Source organism: Brucella sp. IR073, assembly GCF_049065735.1.
Taxonomy (GTDB): domain Bacteria; phylum Pseudomonadota; class Alphaproteobacteria; order Rhizobiales; family Rhizobiaceae; genus Paramesorhizobium.
Map to the genome: position 1 here is coordinate 20,964 of NZ_JBAKHD010000005.1, position 25,245 is coordinate 46,208.

The following is a 25,245-nucleotide window of genomic DNA, read 5'->3' on the forward strand; positions in this document are numbered from 1 at the left end:
TACGTCAATGCGAATCCTTCCGGTAAGGGCAGGGCATGTGCTGGTGGAGCTTGCCGGGCTCGATCAGGTGCTGGCGCTCAGCGCGGCGCTGGAGGACGATCCCGTTCCCGGCCTGCGCGAGATCGTTCCCGCCGCGCGGACGCTGCTCGTTTCATTCGACATAGGCGAAATTTCCGAGGATGCGCTGATAGAGGCGCTTGCGGCGCGGGCGGGCGGCGAGCGGAAGCGGGCATCGGGGGCGCTGATCGAGATTCCCGTCCGCTATGATGGCGAGGATCTGCCTGAGGTCGCGGGCCTTCTGGGCATGAGCATCGATGATGTGGTGCGTCTCCATACGCAAAGCGAGTATGTGGTCGCCTTCATGGGCTTCGCCCCCGGCTTCGGCTATCTCGCCGGCGGCGACCCGCGCCTGACGGTGCCGCGCCGCTTGTCGCCGCGAACGCAGGTTCCGGAGGGAGCGGTGGGGCTCGCGGGGGAGTTCAGCGGGGTTTATCCCAAGGCAAGCCCCGGCGGCTGGCAGCTCATCGGCTCGACGCCACTTGCCATGTTCGACATCGAACGCAATCCCGCTTCGCTGCTGCAGCCGGGGAGCCGGGTGCGGTTTCGGAATATGGCGGAGGATGGGGTGTATGAAGTGGGAACGCCGGCGCGAGAGCACCCCCCTCTGCCCTACCGGGCATCTCCCCTGCAAGGGGGGAGATTGGCTGGCTCGGATGAGGCGGCCATCGAAATCCTCTCCACCGGCCTGCCTGTTCTGTTTCAGGACCTTGGCCGTGCCGGGCAGGCGGGGCAGGGGATCAGCGTATCAGGTGCGGCGGACCGGGCGAGCTTCAAGGCGGCCAACCGGCTGGTGGGAAATCCGGCGGGCGCGGCGGCGCTGGAGATTACGCTTGGCGGGTTGAGTTTTGCCATGCGCGGGCGCGGTGTGATGGCGGTTACCGGGGCGGAAGTGGCTATTACCGTCACCGACGCGCGGGGGCGGAAAATCGCCTTGCCGATGAACAGCCCCGTCGCGCTCGATGACGGCGATGTGGTTTCGCTGGGGGTTCCCGTCGCCGGAATGCGCTCTTATCTCGTGGTCAGGGGCGGGTTCGATGTGGCTCCGGTTCTGGCAAGCTGCGCCACGGATACGCTGGCGCAGATCGGCCCCGCCGCGCTAAAGGCGGGCGATGTGGTCGGCATCCGCACTGTGCCGGCGGGGACGGTTGTGTCATTGCCGGAATCTCCTGCCTTCGCCATGCCTGCCATGGGCGCGACGGTGGTGCTGGATGTCGTGCTCGGCCCGCGCACGGACTGGTTCACCGACGCGGCCGTCCAGAACTTTCTCTCCCAGGAATGGACGGTGACGCCGCAGTCGAGCCGTGTCGGCATCCGGCTTGCGGGCGAGGCGCTGGAGCGCAAAATCCATGCGGAATTGCCGAGCGAGGCGACGGTGCGCGGCGCGGTGCAGGTGCCGGCGAGCGGTCAGCCGGTGCTGTTCCTCACCGATCATCCCCTGACGGGCGGCTATCCGGTTATCGCCAATGTCGCCGCCCATCATCTCGACCTTGCCGGGCAGATACCTGTCGGCGCACGCATCCGCTTCCATGCGGCCCACGATTTCGCACCGCGGATCATTTCAGGAAAAAGCGCATGAAGAAGGTTCTGATAGCAAATCGCGGCGAGATCGCGGTGCGGATCAACAGGGCCTGTAGGGATTACGGCCTTGCCTCCGTGGCCGTCTATGCCGACGCCGACGCGGATGCGCCGTTCGTCGCGCTGGCGGATGAGGCCTATGCGCTTGACGGCGTTTCGGCCAGGGAAACCTATCTCGACATCGATAAGCTCATTGCCATCGCGAAGCGCTCCGGCGCAGATAGCGTGCATCCGGGCTATGGCTTTCTCTCAGAGCGGGCGGAGTTCGCGCGGGCGGTCATCGAGGCGGGGCTGACATGGATCGGCCCTGACCCTGATGTTATCGAGGCTTTGGGCGACAAGCTGGAGGCGCGGCGCATTGCGCAGAAGGTCGGCGCACCGCTGGTCGCGGGTAGCGACGGGGCGATTGCGTCAGCAGAAGAAGCTTATGCCTTCGCCAAAAAATTCGGCCTTCCCATTGCCATCAAGGCGGCGCATGGCGGCGGGGGCAGGGGGCTCAAGATCGCCCGGCATTTGGACGAGGTGCAAGAGCTTTTCGAATCCGCCACCCGCGAAGCTATCGCCGCCTTCGGGCGCGGCGAGTGCTATCTCGAGCAGTTCCTCGACCGCCCGCGCCATATCGAGGCGCAGGTGCTGGCCGACCGCCATGGCAATGTGGTGGTCGTCGGCACGCGCGATTGCTCGCTGCAACGGCGCAACCAGAAGCTCGTCGAGGAAGCGCCCGCGCCCTTTCTCTCGCCCGAACAGCGGGAGAAGATTCACAAGGCGGCGGGCGATATCTGCCGTGAGGCCGGTTATACCGGGGCGGGCACGGTGGAGTTTCTGCTCTCCGCCGATGGGGTGATCTCCTTCCTCGAGGTCAATACGAGGCTTCAGGTGGAGCACCCCGTTACCGAGGAGACGACCGGGATCGATCTCGTGATCGAGCAGTTCCGTATCGCCGAAGGGCTGCCCTTGACGATGACGCAAACACCGGAACCGCGCGGCCACGCCCTGGAGTTCCGCATCAATATGGAAGACCCCGGACGCGGCTTCCTTCCCTTCGCAGGCCGGATCACCGCATTCGACGCGCCTGCCGGGCCGGGCGTGCGGCTCGACTCGGGCGTAACCGGCGGTACTGATATCCCGCCCATGTTCGACTCCCTTGCCGCGAAGCTGATCGTCTGGGGGCCGACGCGCGATCAGGCGATTGCCCGCGCGCGCCGGAGCTTAAGCGAGTTCCGCATCGAGGGCGTGCCCTCCGTGTTGCCGTTCCACCGTGCCGTGCTGGAGCATCCGGATTTCACGGGCGAGGATTTCCGCGTTCACACGCGCTGGATCGAGACGGATTTCGCCGGGGCGCTCGAAGCCGAGGCGCGGCCGGAGCCCGTACCGGAGCGTACGCTCTTGCGCGCGCCCATCGAGATCGACGGCAAAAGGGTTGAAATTGGCATTCCTGACACATTCCTGCGATTACTTGGGCAGGTGCCGGGGCAGAGTGTGGTCCCGGAAACAGTTGGCTCTGGAGTTGAAGCAGGCGACGTGACCGCGCCCGTGCCGGGCCTGCTCGTGCAATGGAATGTCGCTGACGGAGCCGTGGTGGAAAAAGGGGATGTGCTGGCTGTCATGGATGTAATGAAGATGGAAACGCCGGTGATCGCGCCGGTCGCGGGCCGCGTCAGTCTTCTTGCACAAGCGGGTTCCATGCAGACCGCCGGCGCCAAGCTCGCGACGATCAAGCCGGAGGCGCAGACATGACGATGGACAAACCCGCGCGGCTCCTCTCGGTCGAAAATTTAAGCGTCGCGTTCGGCGGCAACCGCGTCGTGGACGATCTTTCCTTCAGCGTCGAGCCAGGCAAGACGGTGGCCATCGTCGGGGAATCCGGCTCCGGAAAATCGGTAACCTCACTCACCACGCTTCGGCTTGCCGATATGATGGGCGCGAAGTTTCCGAGCGGGCGTATTCTGTTCGGCGATAAGGATCTGCTGAAGGCTTCCCAGAAGGAGATGCGCGCGATCAGAGGCAAGGAGATCGCGATGATCTTCCAAGAGCCGATGACCTCGCTGAACCCGGTATTCACCATCGGCGACCAGATCTGCGAAGTGCTTGTCCTGCATGAGAAGATGGACAAGGCGGCGGCGCTCACCGAGGCCCGGCGGCTGCTCGACATGGTGCGCCTCCCTGACTCCGCCCAGCTTCTCAAGCGCTATCCGCATCAGCTCTCCGGGGGCATGCGCCAGCGCGTGATGATCGCCATGGCGCTCGCCTGCCGCCCGAAGCTGCTCATCGCCGACGAGCCGACCACCGCGCTCGACGTGACCATCCAAGCGCAGATCCTCAACATCATGCGCGATTTGCAGAAGACGCTTCGAATGGGCATGGTTTTCATCACCCATGACATGGGCGTCGTGGCCGAGATGGCCGACCATGTGGTGGTGATGTGGAAGGGGAAGAAGGTCGAGGAAGGCCCGGTCAGGGATATCTTCGCCAATCCCCGGCATCCCTACACCCGCACGCTGCTTTCCGCCGTGCCGCGCCTCGGCAGCATGGCGGGCGAAGATTATCCGAAGCGCCTGCCGCTGATCGTGCTGAAAGACGGCGAGCCGGCGCTGGTGGGCGAGGAGCGGGTGCAGGACACCGCTGATTATGGCGAGAAGCCGCTTCTCTCCGTACGCGACCTCTCCGTGCGCTTCGACATTCGCAAGAACCTCTTCGGCAAGGCGACGCACCGTCTTTCCGCCGTGCAGAAGGTGAGCTTCGACATCCATCCCGGCGAGACACTGGCGCTGGTGGGTGAATCCGGCTCCGGCAAATCGACCATCGGGCGCACGATCCAGCAGCTGCAGTCCGCGACATCGGGCGAGATCGCCTTCAACGGCAAGACCTATTCCTCCATGTCGGCGGCGGAGCGGTTTCGCATGCGGCAGGAAGTGCAATATATTTTTCAGGACCCGTTCGCCTCGCTCGATCCGAGGAAGACGGTCGGGTTCTCCATTGCCGAGCCGATCAACACCCATGGCCTGATCCTAGGGCAAAAGGCGGTGCGTCGCCGGGTGGATGAGCTTCTGGAGCGCGTCGGCCTCACCTCCGCCCATGCCAGCCGCTATCCGCATGAATTCTCCGGCGGCCAGCGCCAGCGCGTCTGCATCGCCCGCGCGCTCGCCTCGGACCCCAAGCTCATTATCGCCGACGAGGCGCTGTCGGCGCTCGATGTGTCGATTCAGGCGCAGATCATCAATCTGTTCATGGATCTGCAGGCGGAGCGGGGACTGGCCTACCTCTTCATCAGCCATGACATGGCTGTCGTGGAGAAGATGAGCCACCGCGTCGCCGTGCTCTATCTCGGTCAGATCATGGAAATGGGCACGCGCCGCCAGGTGTTCGAGACGCCGACCCATGATTATACGCGGCGGCTGCTTTCGGCTGTCCCGGTGGCTGATCCGACGGTGGAGCGTCATACGGCGCTTATCGAGGGCGAGATTCCCAATCCGGTGCGCCGGGTGGGGGATGAGCCGGAGATCGTTGGGCATGAGGAGATCAGGCCGGGGCATTTCGTGGCGCGAAATGGGTTGACCGGGGGCTTTTGATGGATGCGTCGTTCACCCCCCTCTGCCCTGCCGGGCATCTCCCCCTCAAGGGGGGAGATCACGCCTTCATGAACGCTCGGCACCAATCGCAAACGTTGCAGAATGGGGCAGCGGAGGGCGATATCAGCCGATCTCCCCCCCCCCTTGAGAGGGAGATGCCCGGCAGGGCAGAGGGGGGTACTGTCCCGCCAGCGTTCTCCGCTTGAAAGCAAATACTTTAACTCGAGAAATCGCAAATAACTGAAAGAGGAGCAGACAATGACAACGATAAAAAGGGGACTTATGGCGGGTTTCGTGGCGCTTGCGCTTTCAGCCACCGCATTCACCGCACCGGCCTTCGCCGCCGGTAAGCTGACCATTTCCAGCCCGCAGGACCCCGGCAGCTGGGACCCGATCGACACCTTCTTCGTGCAATGGGCGGCGGTCGCGACCAATATTTTCGACGGCCTGACATGGCGCGGGCCGGACCTGAAGGTCGCGCCGGGGTTGGCCGAATCCTGGGAAGAGCTGGATAACGGCAAGCGCATTCGTTTCAAGCTGCGCCAGGGCGTGAAGTTCCATAATGGCGAGCCGTTCGACGCCGAAGCGGTCAAGTTCACCTTCGATCGCCTCTTGGGCACGGAAGGCTCCAAGGGCCCGCAGCGCTCCAACTACACGGCCATCGACACCGTCGAAATCATCGATCCCTATACGGTTGATATGAAGCTGAAGACGCCGGACCCGGTGCTGCTGACCAAGCTCGCAGGCTATGGCGCGATGATCGTGCCGCCGAAATATATCAAGGAGAAGGGCGAGGATTATTTCAACCTGAACCCGGTCGGCACCGGCCCGTTCAAATTCGTGTCCTATGCACCGAAGGTCGATATCAAGCTTGCGGCCAACCCGGATTATTGGGGCGGTGCGCCGAAGCTTTCCGAGCTGGAATATCGCTTCATTGCGGAACCGGCGACGGCGGTGGCCGAATTGCAGGCCGGGCGCGTCGATCTCGTCATCCCGCCGACCATCCCCATCGGCATGATCCCGGTCATTCAGAACGACCCGAAGTTGGAGGTTCTCTCCATTCCCGGGCCGACCGTCGATGCGCTGCGCTTTAACACCCGCGACGGCATCACCGCCGATCCGCGCGTGCGCAAGGCAATCATCATGGCCATCGACCGCGCCACGATTGTGAAATCGATCCTGGCCGGGCAGGCGTCCGAAATCGCGAGCTTCCAAAGCGCGCTTTCCTTCGGCTATGACCCCAATCTGAAGCCGCTGCCTTATGATCCTGATGGAGCCAAGAAGCTGCTCGCCGAGGCCGGCGTGAAGCCCGGAACGCCGCTCCAGATCGATATCCGCGGCAACGACCAGACGATGAACGAGGTGGCGCAGGTCATTTCGAGCTATCTCTCCATGGTCGGTCTCACCGCGACCATCAAGCCCTACGAGACCAATGTTCTGCTCAACGACATCATCCCACAGGGCAAGACGGGCGCGATGTTCCAGCAGAAATGGGGCGGGTGGACCTTCGACTACGACAATACCGCTTATCTCATGTACCACTCGGGCGAGAAGTGGAACCCGTATGACAAGGACGAAAAGCTGGACAAGCTTCTGGAAGAACAGCGTTCGATGACCGACCGCGCGGGCCGCGAGAAGATATTGCGGGAAGTGGCCGCCTATGCCGCCGACCGCGCGCTGGAGGTGCCGCTTTATAATTCCAATGCGATTTACGGGATCAGCAAGCGGGTGAAGGGGTTTGTCCCTGCGCCGGATAACCGGATGAAGCTGACGGATGTGACGGTGGAGTAACAGGCGGATATCTTGGCGGGACAGCGCCCCCCTCTGTCCTGCCGGACATCTCCCCCGCAAGGGGGGAGATTACGCCTTCATAGACGCACGGCGCTAATCGCCAACGTTGCAGTATGAGCGGTGCGGGCGATGCCAGCCAATCTCCCCCCTTGCGGGGGAGATGCCCGGCAGGGCAGAGGGGGGCGCTGTCCCGCCGGCGTCTCCTATAATCTAAAGGGAACACCCCATGGCCGGTTTTCTTATCAAGCGATTGCTCCAGGCGATTTTCGTCGTCATCGTCATCACGCTCGTGGTTTCCTTCGCCATCCGGCTGACGGGCGATCCGGCTGTCACGATGTTTCAAGGCGGCGGGAGCATGACGGAGGATGATCTGGCGCGCATCCGCGCGGCGCTCGGGACCGACCAGCCGTTTCTCGTGCAATATTTTCATTTCCTGAAAGGCCTCGTCACGCTCGATCTCGGGCGTAGCTTCGTCGGCGGCACGTCCGTGGCGACGCTGATCGGGCATGCGCTCCCCGCCACGCTGCTGCTTGCTTTCATTTCCATCGCGGTTTCGATCGTCATTTCCATCCCGCTCGGCATCAAGGCGGCGACGGCGCGGGGCAAGTGGGCGGACCAGGCGATCCGCATCCTGTCGCTGGTCGGCCTGTCCTTTCCGAATTTCTGGCTCGCCACCATGCTGGTGCTGCTCTTCGCCATTACGCTGAACCTTTTGCCGCCGAGCGGCATGGTCGGGCTGTCGAGCTATATCATGCCCGCCATCACCATGGGCGTGATCCTGACGGCGACCAATGTCCGCCTCGTTCGCACCTCGATGCTGGAGACGCTGCAATCGCAATATATCATGGTCGCGCGGGCCAAAGGCCTCAGCGAAACCAAGGTGCTCTACAAGCATGCGCTGCGCAATTGCGCCATTCCGCTCATCACCTATTTCGGCATCCAGTTCGGCGGGCTCTTGGGCGGCATCGTCGTCATCGAGCGGGTCTTCAACTGGCCGGGCCTCGGCACGCTGGCTTTCGACGCGGTGGCGGCGCGGGACTTTCCGGTCTTGCAGGGCGTCATTACTGTCCTCTCGCTGCTGATCGTCGGCATCAATCTTCTGGTCGATATCGCCTATGGGCTTGTCGATCCGCGCATCCGCACGGAGTAACCGCCATGGCTGCAACCATCTCACGCGCGTCGCGCTATAAAAATCTGGAATTCATCCTGGGCGTGTCGCTCACCGCCATCATCTGCCTCGCGGTGCTTCTCTCGGACGTGCTCTTTCCGGGCGGCGGTGAGAAGATCGACCTGATGGCGCGGCTCGTGAAGCCGTTCACCAATGCCGCCCATCCCTTCGGCACCGATCCGCTGGGGCGCGACGTGCTGGCGCGGGTGGTGGCGGGCGGCAAGATTTCGCTGTTCGTCGGCATCACATCGGTCGCGGGCTCGGTGGTGGTCGGCGTCGTCATGGGGCTGATCGCGGGCTATTATCGCGGCTTCTGGGATATGCTGGTGATGCGCTTTGCCGATATCCAGCTCGCCATGCCGTTCATTCTGCTGGCAATCACCTTCATTGCCATCATCGGGGGAAGCCTCACCAATACGATCATCCTCCTGATCGTCTCGCAATGGGTGCAATATGTCCGCCTCGTGCGCGGCTCCGTGCTTTCCTTGCGCGAGCGGGAGTTCATCCTTTCGGCCCGCGCCATCGGGGTCAAGGACTGGCGCATCATCCTGCAGCACCTGCTGCCGAACCTGATCGGCCCTGTCATCGTGCTGATGACGCTGAATGTCGCCACCAACATCCTTTTGGAATCGAGCCTGACATTCCTCGGCATGGGCGTCGATCCCACCATTCCGAGCTGGGGCGGGATGCTGGCGGATGGCCGTACTTACCTGCAAACCGCGTGGTGGGTGAGCGTCTTCCCCGGCCTTGCCATCATGCTCACCGTCCTTGGCCTCAACCTCCTCGGTGACTGGCTGCGGGATACGCTTGACCCGACCGGCAGAAGCTCACGGTGAATGACATGATCTTCGAGAAATCCTTCTCGCGCACGCTTGATAAGATCGTTGCCGATGCGGTGCCGGGGCAGATCGTGGAGGCGTGGACCTTCGACGACGCCGAAAGCCGCCGGGAAGCCGAGCGGCGGCTCGCGGCGAAGGGCGTCACCGCCCGCATCCGCAGCGCCTACAAGCCGCTGCTGTTTGCGTTCATCGAAGAGCTGGACCTCACCGGCGTCGAAGCGATTGAGATTGATTACCCGGTTCATCCGCAAGCGCCAGCCAATCGCTTCCGCTTGGAGGCCTATCCGCTCGCGGCGATGGTGGGCGATCGCAAGATCACCTTCGTCGCGCGCGAGGACGGCGAATTTTTCTACGGCGTCACGCTCAAATACAAGGACGAGACCGACAAGCTTAAGATATTCGCTCCCAACCGCGTGCATACGGATATCGCAGGCGAGACCAATGTCTCTCCCACGGGCTGGTTGCGAATTGACAACACGCCGGGCGAGCGGCTGGAGACGGACTATGAGCGCCTGTTCCATGAGACGGTTAAGGCGGTCGCAAGCCACGAGTGGGGCGACCGGGAGCCTTATTTCGAGGAACTGAACATCCGCGTGGCCTATCCGGCAGCGGACTTGGAATTGCCGGTAGGCGATGAAGTCGTCAGTCTGCGCGAGGCGCTGCATGAGGATTTCTATTTCTCGCTGCTTGAGTTCTTCCAGAAGAAGTCCGGCCGACCGCTGGGGGATCGGGGCCTCAAGCCGGGGCAGATCGTGCCAGAGATCATCCGCAGCGAGGGCGCTGTTTCGGTTCGCGTCGAGGCGAGGGCACTCAGTTCGGGCTTTCTCGACGGCCAGGAGCAGGCCATTGACAAGGCAAGCGAGCCCGTGGCGGCGGCGCAGCTTGGGCGGCTGCTTGCGGAGATTGGCGGCGAGGAATTTTCCGCCCGCTCGCGCTCGGGCCGTACGCTTCTCGCCCGCTATGTCAAGGGCAGCGATGCGCCGGTCATGATCAGCGGCGGCCAACATCCGAACGAGACGACGGGCATCGTCGGCGCGATCCGCGCGGCGCGGCGGCTCAAGGACCGGCCGGGCGCGCATTTCACGATATCGCCGCTAGAAAATCCTGACGGTTACGCCCTGCACCAGCGCCTGCGTGCCGAGAATCCGCGGCACATGCATCATGCGGCCCGCTACACGGCGCTGGGCGACGATCTTGAATACCGCACGCGGGAGAATGCCGGTCCGCATCTCCACGAGAAGGAAATTCGGCTCAAGGCGGAAGAGCTTAGCGGCGCGAAGCTGCATGTGAACCTGCACGGTTATCCCTCGCATGAATGGACGAGACCGCTCTCAGGCTACGTTCCACGCAATTTCGCCATGTGGACGCTGCCCAAGGGCTTCTTCCTGGTCATGCGCCACCATGAGGGATGGAGCGCTGAGGCCGAGACGATCCTCGACCGCGTGACGCGGCATCTGGGAGCTATTCCCGGCCTTCTCGACAACAACAACCGCCAGATCGCGCTTTACGAGATCCATGCGGGCGAAACCGGCTTCCGCATCATCAACGGCTTCCCGTGCATGTCCTCCATCGACAACCGCCATACCGTGCCGATCACGCTCATCACCGAATATCCTGACGAGACGATTTATGGCGAGGAGTTCATCGCCGGCCATACGGCGCAGATGGAGACGGTGCTTTCGGCTTACGAGGCTTGGCAGGAGTTGCAGGCCAGCGCGTGATCCGCAGAGGTGTTTCCCGGTTCTGTTTGTCTCGCCGCAAATAGCGGCGCGGCCGCTCCTTTTATGGTGCGGCTGCATTTGACATAAAGGGTTCAGGAAGCATCATGCCTGATAACAACACCATTCCGCTGATCGATGTGCGGATTATCCCCCCCGCCGAGCGTCACCCAAGGATTTTCGGGGAATTGACCATGCTTCACCCCGGCGCGGCGATGCATGTGGTCAGCGACCATGACCCGCGGCCCTTGCACTACCAGATCGAGGCGCGGTTTCCCGGCGTGTTCCATTGGCAATATCTCGCGCAAGGGCCGGATGTCTGGCGCATCGAAATCCGCCGCTATAAGAGTTCCGGCTGCGGCTGCGGCGGCGGCTGCCACTAAGCCTGACGAATTGGCCCTCACTATGGGCGGCGCCGCACCGCCCGCTGTTCGCGCTTGCCGGACTGTGGGCGTTCGCCGCGCCCGTGGTCTGGCTCCTGCCTGAAAGCGTCGTCCTCGACCGTACCGCGTGGCACGCAAATGAGCTGCTCTTCGGCATGGGCGGCGCGGCGGTGGGCGGCTATCTCCTAACCGCGCTTCCGGCCTGGACCGGCGCCGGGCCGGTTCAGCCGGTGGTGACGCAGATGCTGACCATGCTCTGGCTGGCGGCGCGGCTGACCGGGCTTGCAGGCGACGAGCTCCCTGTCGCGGTCCGCTTGGCGGGGGCGTCGGGCTATTTCGCGGCGTTGGCGGCGGTCCTCGCCTGGCATCTCCTCCGTGCGCGTGCCTGGGGCCGCCTCTGGATATTGCTTGCGCCGGTCCTTCTCGGCGGAGCCTCCATCCTCGCCGGTTCCGACAGCGGCGAGGTGAGACGGCTTGCGCCGTTCTTATTCACCATGCTGATCATCCTGATCGGCGGGCGTGCGGTGCCTGCTTTCACGCGCCATTGGCTGAAACGGACGGGCGTTCCGGTTAGGCTGGACGACAGGCCGTTCCTCTCCCACGCCGCCATTCCCGCCATCCTCGGCGCGGTTCTGCTCGATGGGCTTGCCCGCGGCTTCCTCCTGATTGTCGCGGCGGCGCTGCTGTTCCTCCGCATGGCGCGGTGGCAGGGGTTCGAGACTGTGCGCTACCCGGCGCTGTTCATGATCCATGCCGCTTGGGCCTCAACGCCTTTCGGGCTGCTGCTGGCGGGCATCGCCTCGATTTTCCCGGCGGAGTTCCCCGTTTCGTCCGCCCTCCATGCACTGACCATGGGCGCGATGGGAGTAATGATGCTGAGCTTCATGCTGCGGCCCGCCATGGTAAGGGAGAATGATCGGCTTCTCGTCAGCAGAACGATGGTTGGCGCATACATGCTTGTCTGTATGTCCGCCTTCCTGAGAATCGGCGCGGGCTGGCTGCCCATTCTTCAGGCTCTCAGCGCCTTGTGCTGGATGGCGGGATGGGGATTGTTTATCCTTGCCTACCGGCCTGCCTTGAGCGGTCTGGTGCAAAGGCCGATATTCAGCGCGGCGCTTCGCCGCTGAAGCGCCCGGTATTTGTTTCAGAGCAAAGAGGGCCGGGCTGGCCTCTCCTTATACTGACACTCCAAGAAAACGGAAAAACAGGCATGACCGAAAGCCCTAGTTCCGGACGAACCGTTCTCATCGACGGGACGCCGCTGCCGGACGTTCTCACCGAGAAGATGATCCATGACGTGGTGCATGGCTTCTATGACAGGATCCGCGCCGATGCGCTTCTGGGGCCGATCTTCAACGGCGCGATAGAGCCTCACCGCTGGCCGGAGCATCTCGCCAGGATGTGCGATTTCTGGTCGTCTATGCTCCTGCGCACCTCACGCTATGACGGGCGGCCCCTGCCGGCGCATCTGAAATTCCCCGAGCTGGGTGAGCCGCATTTCCGGCAATGGCTGAAGCTGTTCCGCGAGACAGTCTCCACGCTTTGCCCGCCTGAGGTGGAGGCGCTGTTCATGAGCCGGGCGCAGCGTGTGGCGCATAGTTTCTGCCTGGCCATCGCGGTCAGCCGCGGCGAGTCCTCGCTCGGCATCGCGCCGATCGTGGAATGAAAGGGTAAAACAAATGCCAGTCCCCCGCGTGAAGCCGGGAAAATACCCGGCGGTGCTTTCCTACGGCTTCCGGCCGTTCTTCCTCCTGGGCAGTCTCTATGCCGGGCTTTCCATCCTTTTCTGGCTGCCGCTCTTTTACGGACATCGGGAAACGGCAAGCCTGTTCGCGCCGGTCGATTGGCATATCCATGAAATGCTGTTCGGCTATCTCGGGGCGATCATTACGGGCTTCCTCCTGACCGCCATCCCGAACTGGACCGGACGCCTGCCCGTGCAGGGCATGTCGCTGTTCGTGCTCATCATGCTCTGGCTTCCGGGGCGCTTCGCGGTGTTCTTTTCCGCCGATATCGGCTGGGTTGCCGCCGCGGTTATCGATTGCGCTTTCCTCACCGCCGTCGCGGTCGCCGCCGGGGTGGAGATCACCGCCGGGCGCAACTGGCGCAATCTGAAAGTGCTGGCGCCGGTCGCCGTCCTCCTCGTGGCCAATGTGCTCTTTCACATCGAGGCGCATCAGGACGGTATTTCGGACATGAGCCGCCGCCTCGGCATCGGCGCTGTCATGATGCTCATCATGATCATAGGCGGGCGGATCATCCCGAGCTTCACGCGCAACTGGCTCGCCCGGGAGAATCCGGGGCGCCTGCCAGTGCCGTTCAATCGCTTCGACGCGGTGACGATCACCATCTCGGCGCTGGCTCTGGCCGCATGGGCCTTTGCCCCGGAAACCCTGATTGCCGGGTTTGCGCTTCTTATCGCCGGCGGCATCAATCTCGTGCGGCTGGCGCGCTGGGCGGGTGACAGGACGCTGCGCGATCCGCTGGTGCTGATCCTTCATGTCGCCTATGCCTTCGTTCCCGCCGGGTTCCTGCTGGCCGGCATCGCAATTTTTGCGCCCGGCACTGTTCCGCCGGTCGCCGCCATCCACGCCTTCGGCGCGGGCGCGATGGGCGCGATGACGCTCGCCGTCATGGCCCGCGCCACGCTGGGGCATACGGGGCGGGATTTGGGGGCGGGAAGCGGCACCTGCATGGTTTTTGCTGCGATCACGCTTTCGGCGCTCTTGCGGATTGCGGAGCCGTTCACGGCAAGCACGGCCCTGCTCCACGCATCCGCCGCGCTCTGGGCGCTCGCCTTCCTGGGCTATGCCGTGCTCTACGGGCAGGCGCTGGTGACGCCGAGGCTACGCCCGCGCGCGGGTGTGGCCTGACGCAAGCCGGTCCTTGCGGGAGGCGTGCCTGTTTTCCGCAAGGGCGGCAAGCTGATGAGGGTCGGTGACGACCACCTTCTGCCTGCCGTTCTTCACGACGCCTTCGCCTTCCCAATGGCTCAGGATGCGGCTTACCGTGTGCAGCGTCGTGCCGGTCATTTCGGCGATGTCCTGCCGCGAGATGGGAAAGCTGATGGCGATGCCTTCCTCGCATTTGCGGCCCGCGCGTTCCATCAGGCGCAGAAGCGCGCGGGCGACGCGCTGCTCCACCTGCTCGGTCGACATTTCCAGCACACGATCATGGGCCTCAAGGAGGCGCGTGCCCATGGTGCGGTAGGTGCTCATGGAGAAGGAAGGCAGCCGCTCCTGCATCTGCGGCCAGACGGCATTGGGCCAGATCAGCACGACGCAATCGACCGCCGCCAGCGCGGTAGCGGGATAGGCGGGCGTGCCCATCGCCATGGCGATGCCGAAGAGCTCCCCTTCGTTGATGTAGCGCACCACCAACTGGTCGCCCTCCGGCGAGGTTCGCACCACCCGGACATGGCCGGAAAGCAGCAGGAAAAAGGAATGGGCGCGCTGCCCCTGGCTGAAAATCTCGCCGTCCTTGCCATAGCGGGCAGGGCGGGCGAGGGAAAGCACGAATTCCATGTCCTCCGCCGAGAGGAAATGGAAGGGCGGAAGCCCTGCAATCAGCGATTTGTCGAGATGTGGCATGGGCGGCTCCAATATTCTCATTTGCCATAGCCGAAGAATTCGCCGTTTGAATTTGAGCTAGCTCAAACATGAGGGACGGAAGCAGCTTTATAAGCGGCCCGACGGGCGAAACAGTTCGCCCAAGAACAAGGGAAGAACGATGAAAAAACTCCTTGCTGGTTTGACCCTCGGCGCCGCCGTCCTCCTCGCCGCCAATGCGGGCGCCGCCGACATAGAGGTCAAGATGCTCAACAAGGGCGCGAAAGGCGTCATGGTCTTCGAGCCGGATTTCATCAAGGCCGCGCCGGGCGACACCATCAAATTCGTGCCCACCGACAAGGGCCATAATGCCGAAAGCATCAAGGGAATGCTCCCTGACGGTGCAGAAGCCTTCAAGGGAAAGACCAATGAAGAGGTCACGGTGACGGTGACCAAGGAAGGCCTCTATGGCGTCAAATGCCTGCCGCATTACGGCATGGGCATGGTCGCGCTGATCCAGGTGGGCGCGCCAACCAATCTCGACGCAGCCAAGGCCGTGAAGCATCCGGGCAAGGCGAAGACCCATTTCGAGGCGCTTCTGGGGCAGGTGGGTAATTAAGCATTTAACAGGCGGCGGGGGACGAATGGGCGGGGCCGCGGATGGCGGCTCCGCTTTTCTTTTACGAAAAGCCGGGCATTGCTTGCGCTAGCGCAAGGACGCGGGGCCGGGTTCGGGCGATGGTCCCATCCGAACCGTCGCAGAAAAGTTTGATGACCGCATTCCCCACATTCCACCCCGCAGCAGGCCGTCCGGGTCTGGCATGGCTACTGTTTCTGCTTCTTACAGCGGGGCTTCTCATTTTCGCTTCCTGTGCGCATGCGGGCGGGTTGCCGAACTATCTCGGCAAGGTGCAACCGGGCGAGCTGATCCCCGGCGCCGACCGTTTCGGCACGCCGGAGGGAGAGCCGCCACTTGCGCCGGTCTACAGGGGCGGCGAACTGGCGGGATATGCGTTCCTCAATTCGGATTTCACCAACTCGGTCGGCTATTCGGGGAAGCCGATCCATATCCTCGCCGGTCTCGACCGCGACGGGACCATTCGCGGGCTGAAGCTTGTCGATCACAAGGAGCCGATCGTCCTTATCGGCATTCCCGAGGCGAAGGTCGTGGCCTCGCTCAACGTGCTCATCGACGCGGATATGGGGCGCGTCGCCAGCGGTGAAAAACAGGCACCGCAGGTGGATATCGTCAGCGGGGCGACGGTGACCGTGCTCGTCATGGGTGACAGCGTGGTGCGCTCGGCCATCCGCATCATCCGTAGCGGCAGGCTGGGCGGGAAGCAGGCAGCTGGAATGGCCGTCGCGGCGGGTCCGCGCGAGGTGAACGACGCGTTGCGCGGTGTGGCGGATTGGCAGACGCTGGTGGGTGACGGGTCGGTGCGCACGCTGCGCCTGACCGTGGGCGAAATTACGGACGAGTTCAGGCGCGCGGGCCAGCCGCAAGGCGCGGATCATCCCGAAAGCGTCAATCCTGCCGACCGCTTCATTGATCTCTATCTCGCGCCGGTGAGCGTGCCCGCCATCGGGCTCAGCCTGCTCGGGGAAACCGGCTATCAGCGGCTGAAGGAGCGGCTTCAGCCCGGCCAGCAGGCAATACTTATTGCGGGCGACGGGGCCTATTCCTTCAAGGGCTCGGGCTATGTGCGCGGCGGCATCTTCGACCGCATAGAGCTTTTGCAGGCGGGGCAGGGCGTTCGCTTCAAGGACCGCGACCACACCCGGCTCGGGGACATCATGGCGGAGGGCGCGCCGCATCTCAAGGAAATCGCGCTTTTCACCGTGCCCAGGGATTTCGATTTCGAGGTCACCGAACCGTGGGAGTTGCAATTGCTCGCCCATCGCCGCGTCGGGGCGCGGGACAAGGTGACGCTGCCCTTCACCTTGGGCTATCAGCTGCCGGAGCGATATCTGAAGCCCGTGGTGGCTCCGGTTGCGCACGCCCCCGCGCCGGAGAAGGCGGAGGAAGCCGCCCTCTGGGTGCGCATATGGGAGATGAACCGGGTTCCGGTGGCGGTCACCGGCGCGGCGATTATCGTCCTCACCGGTATCTTCTTCTTCCAGAATGCACTGGTGAAGCGGCCAAGGCTGTTTGCCTGGGTGCGGTGCGGCTTTCTCCTGTTCACGCTCGTCTGGCTCGGCTGCTATGCCAATGCGCAGCTTTCGGTCGTCAATGTACTGACCTTCTTCAACGCGCTGGTGACGGGCTTTGCCTGGGAGTTCTTTCTTGCCGCGCCGCTTATCTTCCTCTTGTGGGCGTCGGTGGCGGCGGCGCTTTTGTTCTGGGGCAGGGGGCCGTTCTGCGGCTGGCTGTGCCCGTTCGGCGCGTTGCAGGAGCTCGCCAACAATCTGGCGCAATGGCTGAAGGTGCCGCAGGTAAAGATTCCTTTCGGCCTGCATGAACGGCTGTGGCCGGTCAAATATATCCTCTTTCTTGGTCTGTTCGGCCTTTCCTTCTATTCGCTGGCGCTGGCGGAGCAGTTCGCGGAAATCGAGCCGTTCAAGACGGCGATCATCCTCAAATTCGCGCGGGACTGGCCGTTTGTCGTCTTCGCCCTGGCGGTGCTTATCCCCGGCCTGTTCATCGAGCGCTTCTATTGCCGCTATCTCTGCCCGCTCGGCGCGGCGCTGGCGATACCGGGGCGCATCCGCATGTTCGACTGGCTGAAGCGGTATGCCGAGTGCGGTTCGCCCTGCCACCGCTGCGCCAAGGAATGCCCGGTGCAGGCGATCCATCCGGAGGGGCAGATCAATGTCAACGAGTGCATCTACTGCATGCACTGCCAGGAACTCTATCACGACGACCAGCGCTGCCCGCACATGATCGAGGTGCGCCGCAAGCGGGAGAAGTTCCAGAAGCTTTCATCCGGCGGTGGAAAAGGCCCCGCCCGGCCCGTCATCACCCATGGGGGCGTTCCGGTGGGGACTCCGGAACCGGTTCAAGCTCCCACAACGTAAGGAGAGAATGTAATGTCTCAGGAAGAAAGCAAGACGACGCTAAGCCGGCGTCAGCTCTTGGGCAGCACCGCCGCCGTCGCAGCGGCGGGCGCGGCAGGGGCAGGGGGAATGCTGGCGCTTGGCGGCGGGTTCGCGGCGCCCGCGCAAGCGCAGGGCGCTTCCGCCCCATCGGCCCACGATTATGAGGTGAAGCCGGGCGAGCTCGACGAATATTACGTCTTCTTCTCCAGCGGCCAGACCGGCGAGGTTCGCATTCTCGGCCTGCCGTCCATGCGCGAGCTGATGCGCATTCCGGTGTTCAACCGCGACAGCGCCACCGGCTGGGGCCAGACCAATGAAAGCCACAAGATCCTGACCGAGGGATTGCTGCCGGAGACGGTCGAGTTCCTGAAGGATCGCGGCGGCATTTACCTCAATGGCGACCTTCACCATCCGCATCCCTCCTTCACCGATGGCACCTATGACGGGCGCTATCTCTTCGCCAATGACAAGGCGAACACCCGCGTCTGCCGCATCCGCCTCGACGTGATGAAATGCGACAAGATCATCCAACTGCCCAATCAGCATACGGTGCATGGGCTGCGGGTGCAGAAATATCCCAAGACCGGCTATGTCTTCTGCAATGGCGAGGACCGGGTGCCGATCCCCAATGACGGCTCGGTGCTCGATGACAAGACCAAATACCACGCCATCTTCACCGCCATCGACGGCGAGACGATGAAGATCGCCTGGCAGGTGATGGTGGACGGCAATCTCGACAATGTCGATGCCGATTATCAGGGCAAATACGCCTTCGCCACCTGCTACAATTCGGAAGAGGGCGTGAACCTCGCCGAGATGATGGCGAAGGAGCAGGACTGGGTCGTCCTCTTCGACCTGAAGGCCATCGAGGACGCGGTCGCCAGGGGCGATTACAAGGAGATGGGCGGCGTTCCCGTCATCGACGGGCGGCGCGGCTCGCGCTACACGCGCTATATCCCGGTCGCGAACGGCCCCCACGGCATGAACACCGCGCCGGACGGCATCCATCTCGTGGCCAACGGCAAGCTCTCGCCGACCGTCACGGTCTTCGACGTGCGCAAGTTCGACGATCTCTTCGCCGGCAAGATCAAGCCGCGCGATACTGTCGTGGCCGAACCGGAACTGGGGCTCGGACCCTTGCATACGGCCTATGACGGCAAGGGCAACGCCTATACGACGCTCTTCATCGACAGCCAGATATGCAAATGGAACATCGAGGACGCCAAGCGCGCCTATCAGGGCGAGAAGGTTGATCCGATCCGCCAGAAGCTCGATGTGCATTATCAGCCGGGCCACAACCACACCTCCATGGGCCAGACCAAGGAGGCGGACGGCAAATGGCTGATCTCGCTCAACAAATTCTCCAAGGACCGTTACCTCAACGTCGGGCCGCTGAAACCGGAGAACGACCAGCTGATCGACATCTCGGGCGATGAGATGGTGCTGGTGCATGACAACCCCACCTTCGCCGAGCCGCATGACGCGACCATCGTCCACCGCTCCAAGATTAACCCGATCAGCATCTGGAAGCGCGACGATCCGTTCTTCGCCGATGCGGTCAGCCAAGCCAAGGCCGATGGCATCGATCTGATGAATGCGGCGGATGTGATCCGCGACGGCGACAAGGTGCGCGTCTATATGACCTCGGCAGCCCCGGCCTTCAGCCTGGAGAAATTCACGGTGCGCGAGGGCGATGAGGTGACCGTCTATGTGACCAATATCGACGAGGTGGAGGACCTGACCCACGGCTTCTCCATCATCAATTACGGCGTCAACATGGAAATCGGCCCGCAGGCGACGGCCTCCGTCACCTTCAAGGCGTCGAAGCCGGGCGTCTACTGGTACTACTGCTCGTGGTTCTGCCATGCCATGCACATGGAGATGAAGGGCCGCATGTTCGTGGAGCCGCAGAAGGCGTGATGATGCTTCGCCGCCTGCCGCTTCTCTCCAGCACCCTGCTTGCGTTCGCCCTTTGCGGGGCGGCGGAGGCGCGGCAGATCGATGTCGCGCCGGGGGAAAGCGTGGAGGCGGCGATGGAACAAGCGGAGCCGGGCGATATCGTCCGGCTTCTCAGAGGCAAGCATGAGGGCGCGGTGATTGTCGACCGCGCCATCGAACTCATCGGCGAGCCGGGCGCAGTCATCGATGGGCTCGGCACCGGCAATGCCATCACCGTCACCGCCCCGGGTGCTATCGTGCGCGGGCTGGAGGTGAGGGGCTCGGGCAGCGACATGACGGAGTTGAGCTCCGGCATTTTCGTCTCCCAAACCGCCACAGGCACGCGGGTGGAAAACAACCGGCTCATCGGCAACCTCTACGGCATTTATCTCCACGGCGCGGCGGATTCGGTCGCTATTCGTAATGAGATTATCGGCAGGCGCGGGGTGCGAATGGCCGAGACCGGCAGTGGCGTATCGATCTGGAATGCGCCGGGGGCGAAGGTGATCGCCAACACCATCCGCTATGGCCGCGACGGCATCTATACCAATGCCAGCCGCCGCAATGTCTTCCGCGGCAACCGCATGGAGGATGTGCGCTTCGCCGTCCATTATATGTACACCGACGACAGCGAAGTGACCGGCAATGTCTCGCGCAACAATTCGGTCGGTTTCGCCATCATGTACACGAATCGGCTGAAGATTACGGACAACCTCTCCGAGGGCGACCGCGACCACGGCCTTCTGCTCAATTACGCCAACAGTTCCACCATATCAGGCAACCGCGTCATCGGGCGGATGCAGCCGGTTGCCCGCTGGCTCGACGCGGGGGTGCAGAAGGCCGAGCACGGCATTCCGCAGGAAAAGACCGAGCTGGCGGCGGGGGAGACCATGCGGCTCGGACCGCAGAAATGCGCCTTTCTCTATAACGCCAACCGGAACCGCTTTTATGGCAACCGCTTCGAATCCTGCCAGATCGGCATTCATTTCACCGCTGGCTCGGAGGGCAACGATATCTCCGGCAACGCCTTCATCGCCAACCGGACCCAGGTGAAATATGTCGGCACCCGCCAACTCGACTGGTCGCGCGACGGGCGCGGCAATTACTGGAGCGACAATCCGGCCTTCGATTTGAACGGCGACGGCATCGCCGACAATCCCTACCGGCCCAATGATCTCATCGACAAGGTGCTCTGGACCGCCCCGCGCGCCAAGATTTTGCTGACCAGCCCGGCGACGCAGGTGATCCGTTGGGCGCAAGCGCAGTTCCCGGCGGTGCTGCCGGGCGGTGTGGTGGATAGCCATCCGCTGATGGCGGCGCCGGGGGTGGGGAGAAGGCGATGATGGGGATGGTGTTTGGAAAGGTCCGTGTTTTGGCGGCGTTGCGAGACACCCCCCTCTGCCCTGCCGGGCATCTCTCCCACAAGGGGGGAGATTACGCCTTCATGCAGGCTCGGCACCAATCGCAGATGTTGCAGGATGAGGGCGGAACGTCCTGTCAGCCAATCTCCCCCCTTGTGGGGGAGATGTCCGGCAGGACAGAGGGGGGTGTCTCGGCGCAGGCCAATGCAGGAAATATCCAATGCAAAATCTGAACCGCCCGAGTGTCACCCTCGACGCCGTGGTAAAACGCTACGGCACCCGCACCGCAACAGACCACGTCTCCTTCACCCTCGAGCAAGGCGAAACAATCGCCCTTGTCGGCCATAACGGGGCAGGCAAGACGACGCTGATCAAGCTGATGCTGGGACTCATCCGGCCGGAAGCCGGAACGATTTGCGTCCTTGGAAGCGATCCCGCGCGCGGCGAGGCGGAGGTGCGGCGGCGGCTTGGGTATCTGCCGGAGAATGTCGCTTTCAACCCGGCGCTGACAGGGCGCGAGACGCTTTCCTTTTATGCGCGGCTTAAAGGCGAGGGCGGCAGTGCGGTCCCCGATCTGCTTGAGCGCGTCGGGCTTGGAGAGGCGGGCAGCCGCCGCGTCGGCACCTATTCCAAGGGTATGCGGCAGCGACTGGGTCTCGCACAGGCGCTGCTCGGCAAGCCGCGCCTGCTGCTATTGGACGAGCCGACCACCGGCCTCGACCCGGCGCTGCGGCAGCATTTCTACGATATCGTGAGCGCGCTCAGGGATGAGGGCTGCACGGTGCTCATCTCCTCGCACGCGCTGGCGGAGATGGAGGGGCGGGCGGACCGCGTGGTGATCATGGATCGCGGCCGCAAGATCGCCGATGGTTCCATCGAGGAATTGCGCGGGCTCGCCAGCATGCCCGCGCGCATCCGCCTTCGCACCGCACCCGGCGAGCAATTGCGGGTGGAAACGCATCTGGGCCTCAACGGCTCCCACCGCCGGTTGAGCGATACGCTGATCGAAGTGGAACTGCCGCTGGAGAAGAAGGTGCGGTTTCTGCATCACGCGGCGGCGTTGGAGGACCGGGTGCTCGATATCGACGTGCTGCCGCCCTCGCTCGATGAGCTCTATGCGCATTTCCTCAACGGGAGGGCGGCATGAGAAGCATTCTCATCATCGCCGGCAAGGAAGTGCAGGAGGGCCTGCGCAATCGCTGGGTCGTGGCGGCCACCGTGCTGCTGGCGACGCTGGCGCTGACGCTCACCTTTCTCGGCAGCGCTCCGACCGGGAATGTCGGGGTGGAACCGCTCGATATCGTCATCGTCAGCCTTTCGAGCCTCACCATCTTCCTCGTGCCGCTCATTGCGCTGCTGATTTCGCATGATGCGCTGGTGGGCGAGGTGGAGCGGGGGACGATGCTGCTGCTTCTCTCCTATCCGCTGGCGCGCTGGCAGATATTGCTCGGCAAATTCATCGGCCATGTCGCCATCCTCGCCTTTGCCACTGCTATCGGCTACGGCTGTGCTGCGGCTTCGCTGCCCTTGACCGGCGCGTCTGTGAACCGGGGCAGTCTTGCCGCCTTCGCCGCCATGATCGGCTCGTCGGTCCTGCTGGGCGGCGTCTTCGTCGCCATCGGCTATCTCATCTCCGCGCTCTCGGCCAACCGGGGCACGGCGGCGGGCGCGGCCATCGGCGTGTGGCTGTTCTTCGTGCTTCTGTTCGACATGGCGCTGCTGGGCCTGCTGGTGGCGGATCAGGGCAGGACGATCAATGCATCCGTGCTCGACGCGGTGCTGCTCCTCAATCCTGCGGATGCTTACCGGCTCCTCAATCTGGCAGGTTCCGGCTCGGTCAGCATGCTGGCGGGCATGGCGGGGCTTGCCGGCGACAGCGCCTTGCGGCCGGTCGTGCTGCTCGCGGCGCTGGGTGTCTGGGTCCTGTTGCCGCTCGGCCTGGCGGGGCTCGCCTTTTCACGGAGAGAATTATGAAACATTTGCTGATGATCGCGGCGATGGCGCTCGGCCTGCAGGCTTGCGAGCAGAAAGCGGAAGCGCCGGTCAAGCCCGTCTCGATGACGGCGGAGGCCATCGGCCATTTCTGCGGGATGAACGTACTGGAGCATCCCGGCCCGAAAGGGCAGGTGATCACGGCGAGCTACGATCATCCGATCTGGTTCTCCTCGGCGCGCGATACCATCGCCTTCACCATGCTGCCGGAGGAGGCGAAGGACATAAAGGGCGTCTTCGTTTCCGATATGGCCAGAGCACCCAGCTGGGAAGAGCCGGGGCCGGACAATTGGATCGAGGCGTCAAAGGCGTTTTTCGTCATTCAGAGCGACCTCAAGGGCGGGATGGGGGCCGACGAGGCCGTGCCGTTCAGCGCGGAGGCGGCGGCGAAGGCCTTCGTGGCCGAGCATGGCGGCGTGGTCGTCCGCTTCGCCGATATCCCGAAGAGTTATATTCTCGGCGCGGGCAATGAGACCGCCGCCGCCCATGCCGGGGAGATGTGACATGCAGGTCGCTTTATCCCGCCGCCGTGTGATTGCCATCAGCGCCAGCGCGGCGGGACTGGCGCTGCTGTCCGCGGGGGTCCGGGCTGCTGCGCCTACCGCCGTAGAGTGGCGAGGCAGGGCGCTGGGTGGTTCGGCCAGCCTCACGCTCAATCATCCCGACAGGCAAGGCGCGCATCGGCTCATCGAGCGGATCGAGGCGGAAATCCGGCGGCTAGAGCGGATATTCAGCCTCTATATGCCGGATTCGGAACTCGTTCGCCTTAACCGCGACGGCGCGCTCGATCATCCGTCCGCCGAGCTGGTGGAATTGCTCGAGGCCTGCCGGGGATATTGGAGCATCACCGGCGGTGTTTTCGATCCCACCGTCCAGCCTTTATGGGAAGCCTATCGGGAGCATTTCACGACCGGCGGCGCGGGGTCGCTGGAGCAGAAGATCGCCGCCGTCCTACCGAATGTCGGGTTTGACGGCGTGCTCATTGGCTGCGACCGCATCGCCTTCGCCAGACCCGGCATGGGCCTGACGCTCAACGGCATCGCCCAAGGCTATATCACCGACCGCATTGTCGATATGCTCAAGGCGGCGGGGCTGACCTCATGCCTTGCCGACCTTGGCGAGTGCCGGGCGCTTGGCGCGAATGCTGACGGCAATGCTTGGAAGGTGGGGATCGAGAATCCGCTTGGGACGGGCGAGGTTGCGAGGGTTCTGGAGGTCCGTGACCGCGCGGTGGCCACCTCAAGCCCGCTCGGCTTCCGCTTCGAGGAAAGCGGGCGGTATAATCATCTCCTCGATCCCTCAAGCGGCCTTTCCGCGCGGCGTTATGCTGGAGTCACGGTCGTTGCGGAAGACGCGGAAAAGGCCGACGCGCTCGCGACTGCATTCAGCCTGATGGAGGCGGAAAAGGCACACGATGTGTTGTGGAAATTGAAAGAGACCGAGGCGGTTTTCATCGGCTTCGATGGAACGATTACGGAGAGTAAGGCGGAAAAGCTATGACTGTCCGCCATCCCATCCCGTCGCTATTGCCGGCGCGATACGTAACAGATCCACGGCGCGGCGGGCGATCTGTTCGATGATGTCATCGACGCTCGCGGGCTTCAGATAGAAGGCGGGGACGGGCGGCATGATGATTGCGCCCATCTCGGTCACCGTCGTCATCCCCCGGAGATGGCCGAGATGGAGCGGGGTTTCGCGAGCGATGAGGATCAGCGGGCGGCGCTCCTTCAGATGCACGTCCGCCGCCCGGACCAGCAGATTGCCGGAAAGCGAATGGGCGATGGCCGAGAGCGTGCGCATGGAACAGGGCGCGACGATCATGCCATGGGTCGGGTTGGAGCCGGAGGCGATGGTTGCGCCGATATCGGAAGCGTCGTGATGGCGGACGGGGAGAGCGCTGAGTTCGGCGAGGGCGTGGGGGCCGATTTCCTCGCGGATGGTGCGTTCGGCGGCTGGCGATATGACGAGGTCGATATCGACGCCGAGTTGGAGGAGGATGTGGGCGATCCGCACTCCGATGGCCGCGCCCGACGCGCCGCTGATGGCGAGGACGACGCGGGTCATTTGGCGCTCGGGGTGTTTTTAGGTGGAAACGTCGGCGCGGGGATACCCCCCTCTGCCCTGCCGGGCATCTCCCCCTCAAGGGGGGAGATTACGCTGTCATTTCCACTTTCGCCAATCGTCAACGGTGCCGAATGAGGAGGCGTCATCGGTGAAGGCCAATCTCCCCCCTTGAGGGGGAGATGCCCGGCAGGGTAGAGGGGGGT

The 25,245-nt window shown here is 63.5% G+C and carries 21 protein-coding genes; 19 read left to right on the forward strand and 2 right to left on the reverse strand.

The genetic code is table 11. The features are described from left to right. Positions 1–7: 7 nt before the first annotated feature. From pxpB to ACOWVG_RS12085, 11 genes are all read left to right on the forward strand, one after another. Complete coding sequence (gene pxpB / locus ACOWVG_RS12035; protein ID WP_420962450.1) at positions 8–1,636, forward strand: 5-oxoprolinase subunit PxpB; 1,629 nt, start codon at positions 8–10, stop codon at positions 1,634–1,636. Then, on the forward strand, positions 1,633–3,372 hold the full coding sequence (locus ACOWVG_RS12040; RefSeq protein WP_420962451.1) for an acetyl/propionyl/methylcrotonyl-CoA carboxylase subunit alpha: 1,740 nt from the start codon (positions 1,633–1,635) through the stop codon (positions 3,370–3,372). The genes pxpB and ACOWVG_RS12040 overlap by 4 nt, the downstream gene beginning before the upstream one ends. Beyond that, a complete protein-coding gene (locus ACOWVG_RS12045; RefSeq protein WP_420962452.1) occupies positions 3,369–5,204 on the forward strand; it encodes a dipeptide ABC transporter ATP-binding protein in 1,836 nt (611 codons plus the stop codon). The genes ACOWVG_RS12040 and ACOWVG_RS12045 overlap by 4 nt, the downstream gene beginning before the upstream one ends. Before the next feature lie 258 nt (positions 5,205–5,462). Then, positions 5,463–6,995 carry an ABC transporter substrate-binding protein gene (locus tag ACOWVG_RS12050; protein WP_420962453.1) on the forward strand — a complete coding sequence of 511 codons (1,533 nt, stop codon included), beginning with the start codon at positions 5,463–5,465 and terminating at the stop codon, positions 6,993–6,995. A gap of 226 nt (positions 6,996–7,221) precedes the next feature. Next, positions 7,222–8,145 (forward strand): ABC transporter permease, encoded by a 924-nt coding sequence (locus ACOWVG_RS12055; protein WP_420962454.1) that lies wholly within the window; start codon positions 7,222–7,224, stop codon positions 8,143–8,145. Positions 8,146–8,150: 5 nt separating this feature from the next. Next, positions 8,151–8,999 carry an ABC transporter permease gene (locus ACOWVG_RS12060; protein WP_420962455.1) on the forward strand — a complete coding sequence of 283 codons (849 nt, stop codon included), beginning with the start codon at positions 8,151–8,153 and terminating at the stop codon, positions 8,997–8,999. A gap of 5 nt (positions 9,000–9,004) precedes the next feature. Next, positions 9,005–10,723, forward strand: a complete 1,719-nt coding sequence (locus ACOWVG_RS12065) for a M14 family metallopeptidase (RefSeq protein WP_420962888.1) — start codon at positions 9,005–9,007, stop codon at positions 10,721–10,723. Between the two features lie 104 nt (positions 10,724–10,827). After that, a complete protein-coding gene (locus tag ACOWVG_RS12070; RefSeq protein ID WP_420962456.1) occupies positions 10,828–11,103 on the forward strand; it encodes a DUF2249 domain-containing protein in 276 nt (91 codons plus the stop codon). Positions 11,104–11,105: 2 nt separating this feature from the next. Next, positions 11,106–12,230: an NnrS family protein gene (locus ACOWVG_RS12075; protein WP_420962889.1), complete on the forward strand. Its 1,125-nt coding sequence runs from the start codon at positions 11,106–11,108 to the stop codon at positions 12,228–12,230. A gap of 83 nt (positions 12,231–12,313) precedes the next feature. Next, positions 12,314–12,769 carry a group III truncated hemoglobin gene (locus ACOWVG_RS12080; protein ID WP_420962458.1) on the forward strand — a complete coding sequence of 152 codons (456 nt, stop codon included), beginning with the start codon at positions 12,314–12,316 and terminating at the stop codon, positions 12,767–12,769. A gap of 13 nt (positions 12,770–12,782) precedes the next feature. After that, positions 12,783–13,976 (forward strand): NnrS family protein, encoded by a 1,194-nt coding sequence (locus ACOWVG_RS12085; protein WP_420962459.1) that lies wholly within the window; start codon positions 12,783–12,785, stop codon positions 13,974–13,976. Here the strand turns inward: ACOWVG_RS12085 and ACOWVG_RS12090 are convergent. Further along, positions 13,950–14,693: a Crp/Fnr family transcriptional regulator gene (locus ACOWVG_RS12090; RefSeq protein ID WP_420962460.1), complete on the reverse strand. Its 744-nt coding sequence runs from the start codon at positions 14,691–14,693 to the stop codon at positions 13,950–13,952. The two genes, ACOWVG_RS12085 and ACOWVG_RS12090, sit on opposite strands and share 27 nt — an antisense overlap. Positions 14,694–14,832: 139 nt before the next feature. Here ACOWVG_RS12090 and ACOWVG_RS12095 point away from each other — a divergent pair, with 139 nt between their 5' ends. The 8 genes from ACOWVG_RS12095 to ACOWVG_RS12130 all read left to right on the forward strand — a co-directional run bounded on the left by ACOWVG_RS12095 (position 14,833) and on the right by ACOWVG_RS12130 (position 24,478). Then, on the forward strand, positions 14,833–15,270 hold the full coding sequence (locus ACOWVG_RS12095) for a pseudoazurin (RefSeq protein ID WP_420962461.1): 438 nt from the start codon (positions 14,833–14,835) through the stop codon (positions 15,268–15,270). A gap of 152 nt (positions 15,271–15,422) precedes the next feature. Then, positions 15,423–17,666: a 4Fe-4S binding protein gene (locus ACOWVG_RS12100; protein ID WP_420962462.1), complete on the forward strand. Its 2,244-nt coding sequence runs from the start codon at positions 15,423–15,425 to the stop codon at positions 17,664–17,666. Between the two features lie 12 nt (positions 17,667–17,678). Then, a complete protein-coding gene (gene nosZ / locus ACOWVG_RS12105; protein WP_420962463.1) occupies positions 17,679–19,607 on the forward strand; it encodes a TAT-dependent nitrous-oxide reductase in 1,929 nt (642 codons plus the stop codon). Beyond that, the gene (locus tag ACOWVG_RS12110; protein ID WP_420962464.1) at positions 19,607–20,968 is read left to right on the forward strand and encodes a nitrous oxide reductase family maturation protein NosD; all 1,362 of its coding nucleotides are present in this window, start codon (positions 19,607–19,609) and stop codon (positions 20,966–20,968) included. The genes nosZ and ACOWVG_RS12110 overlap by 1 nt, the downstream gene beginning before the upstream one ends. A 238-nt stretch (positions 20,969–21,206) precedes the next feature. After that, positions 21,207–22,133 (forward strand): ABC transporter ATP-binding protein, encoded by a 927-nt coding sequence (locus ACOWVG_RS12115; protein ID WP_420962465.1) that lies wholly within the window; start codon positions 21,207–21,209, stop codon positions 22,131–22,133. Beyond that, positions 22,130–22,960: an ABC transporter permease gene (locus ACOWVG_RS12120; protein WP_420962466.1), complete on the forward strand. Its 831-nt coding sequence runs from the start codon at positions 22,130–22,132 to the stop codon at positions 22,958–22,960. Before ACOWVG_RS12115 ends, ACOWVG_RS12120 begins: the two co-directional genes overlap by 4 nt. Beyond that, positions 22,957–23,481 carry a nitrous oxide reductase accessory protein NosL gene (locus tag ACOWVG_RS12125; protein ID WP_420962467.1) on the forward strand — a complete coding sequence of 175 codons (525 nt, stop codon included), beginning with the start codon at positions 22,957–22,959 and terminating at the stop codon, positions 23,479–23,481. Before ACOWVG_RS12120 ends, ACOWVG_RS12125 begins: the two co-directional genes overlap by 4 nt. Before the next feature lies 1 nt (position 23,482). Beyond that, positions 23,483–24,478 carry an FAD:protein FMN transferase gene (locus ACOWVG_RS12130; protein WP_420962468.1) on the forward strand — a complete coding sequence of 332 codons (996 nt, stop codon included), beginning with the start codon at positions 23,483–23,485 and terminating at the stop codon, positions 24,476–24,478. Here the strand turns inward: ACOWVG_RS12130 and ACOWVG_RS12135 are convergent. Further along, a complete protein-coding gene (locus ACOWVG_RS12135; RefSeq protein ID WP_420962469.1) occupies positions 24,473–25,042 on the reverse strand; it encodes a UbiX family flavin prenyltransferase in 570 nt (189 codons plus the stop codon). The two genes, ACOWVG_RS12130 and ACOWVG_RS12135, sit on opposite strands and share 6 nt — an antisense overlap. Positions 25,043–25,245 lie beyond the last annotated feature (203 nt).